The following is a 2,575-nucleotide window of genomic DNA, read 5'->3' on the forward strand; positions in this document are numbered from 1 at the left end:
TGATATTCCGACTTGCGAGGATTATTGCGCATTAAGGATTAACGCAGGTATGAGTCCAAAGACGCGCGAAGCAGCTGAAAAAGGATTACCTAATGCCTTATTTACAGTAACCTTGTATGATAAAGATTGGTTAATTGGTATGGGTAGAGTAATTGGCGATGGCGGAACTGCTTTTCAAATTGTTGATATTGCTGTTTCGAAAAGTTATCAAGGTCAAGGTTACGGCAGTCAAATTATGGAACATATTATGAAGTATATTAAAAATGTATCTGTCGAAAGTGCATACGTTAGTCTGATCGCAGACTACCCGGCGGATAAATTATATACAAAATTTGGATTTATACCTACGGAACCAGATTCAGGTGGAATGTATATTAAGTTTTAAAAATAAAAAGACATCTCGCAAAACGGGATGTCTTTTTGATGGGAAAATATTTCCCGATTTAGATAGATATACCAATGATTAGACGAAGAAAAGCATTTAATTAACTAGTTTTATCTAATAAATCATTAGTGATTTTTTGTTTAAAATTTTTGTATTCAGTAAACAATTCTTCTTGAGTTTTGACATTTTGTGAGTCAGTTTCATAGATCAATTCTAATACTAAATCTATTTTGAAAACCTATTTAAGTATATTGAACTAATAAAAATGTATAATTTTAATGATTGTTTCCAATTTTCTGAATTCCGAATATATGATAATGCTCTATTTTTTCAATTTTAGGCAATGATCTGTAAGGTGTAGATATAAAGAAAATGATACTTGCAATAATAAATAATGCTCCACCAATTACAAGAGTATAATCAATACCAAGATTTTTTATTAGGATTCCGCCAATAAAACTACCCATCGGTAATGAAATTGCTGAAATACTTGTTATGATTGTAGTTAATCTAGCAAGCAAATGTTCTGGAATAACCTTTTGTTGAATAGAAGCTAAGGATATATTGGTAATACTAATTGTCATAAAAGCTACTGGAAACAAAATTATAAAAAAATTTCGCGGAATATAGTTAACTAAAATTAATATTAAACCTGAAATAGTATTTAAGAGTATTAATAATTTTCCATATCCCAAGTTGATTTTTTTTATATAAGGTGTGATTAATGAACCTACAATTAAACCTATTGAAAATAGTGCCATTAATAAACCGTAATAATAGGCTCCACCTAAATGGTCAGCCTTTAAAGGTATCCATGTATAAAGAAGTCCTAGTCCAAAATTTATAACACCACTTACCAATGCAACAACTAGTAGGAGTGAATTTTTAATTCCTAGCACACCTTCTTTTAAATTTTGTAAATAAGAAGGATTATTTCTTGCAGGGTTAGTTATATTAGGAATATTTACATTCAGCATAAATAAACAAGCTATTAGAAATATTAGTGAATTAATAGAATATAGTGGAAAAAAAGCTATTGCTGCAACAATAATACCACTTATTGAATTCATAATAACATCTGTTCCTTGATATGCGACACTCATAGCAGAATTTGCATCTAATAATTGATCTTTTTTTACTAATAAAGGTATAGCTTTAGACTGAGCTGGGTATCCTATTTGAGTGCAAAACATTGCAATTGCCACTAAAATGATCAAGCCGTATACATTTAAGTATCCAATTAGGTTTAAAGAAGCAATTAGTGATAGTAATAGACATTGTAATAAAGGGGTTAAAAATAGAGTCTTCTTTAATGGTAAGGCATCTACTAAAGGACCAAATAAAAATGAAATACACATAGGAATCATTAATAAAGTATTAGTTAAACCAACTAGTAAAGGGTTTTGCGTCCATTGTAAAACTATCCAAGTTGTAGAAACATAATAGAGACTATCACCAGCATTTATCAAAATTCTACTCATAAGTAAATTAGAAAACGAACGATTTTTATATAACTTTTTCAAAATATCACACCTATTCATTGAAAGTTATTTACATTAATTATAATAATAAAATTTATTAAATCAAGGTATTATTGCTATTTAACAAACAATTTACTCTACTGTCTGTTGTCTTTGTGTACCGTTTAGTTGAATTTTAATTATTTAATTCTTTTATTGATTAATTTGTGTAATGTTGATTAAGTAGATAATCTAAAAGAAAATAAAAAGACATCTCGCATAACGGGATGTCTTTTTCATGAATACTATTTATCTACACCGAAATCGATAACAATGCGCCCTTTATTTTCATGTTTAATTACTTTGTTAAGTTGTTCTGGAAGTTCATCAAATGTAATAACTTGCTTGATCTCATGTAAATTTTCAGGCATTAAATCTTTTGCGAGACGACGCCAAACGCGCTGTCTTAATTTCATAGCAGTAAATACCGAGTCAATTCCTAAAATGTTTACACCTCTTAAAATGTGAGGGAATACAGAATTAGTATAAGTATTACCGGCAGTCATACCAATAACTGCAATTGACCCACTATGATTTAAACGCTTTGTAACATAATTAATACCTTCGCCACCAACAGGGTCTACACAAGCTTGCCAAGTTGATGATGCGAGTGGCTTTTTATGATCATCTTCAACAGGAAGTCGATCGATAACTTCTTTGGCACCAAGTT

The 2,575-nt window shown here is 29.9% G+C and carries 3 protein-coding genes; 1 reads left to right on the top strand and 2 read right to left on the bottom strand.

Translation table 11 applies throughout. From position 1 onward, the window contains the following. On the top strand, positions 1-385 hold a 385-nt coding region (locus IDG60_RS10840; protein ID WP_241013362.1), incomplete at its 5' end, for a GNAT family N-acetyltransferase. 275 nt (positions 386-660) lie between these two features. Here IDG60_RS10840 and IDG60_RS10845 read toward each other — a convergent pair. Next, positions 661-1,908: an MFS transporter gene (locus tag IDG60_RS10845; protein WP_000737848.1), complete on the bottom strand. Its 1,248-nt coding sequence runs from the start codon at positions 1,906-1,908 to the stop codon at positions 661-663. A gap of 242 nt (positions 1,909-2,150) precedes the next feature. Beyond that, the coding region (locus IDG60_RS10850) for an MDR/zinc-dependent alcohol dehydrogenase-like family protein (protein ID WP_481906087.1) at positions 2,151-2,575 on the bottom strand (425 nt) is incomplete at its 5' end.

The organism is Staphylococcus sp. EG-SA-2, from assembly GCF_017152085.1.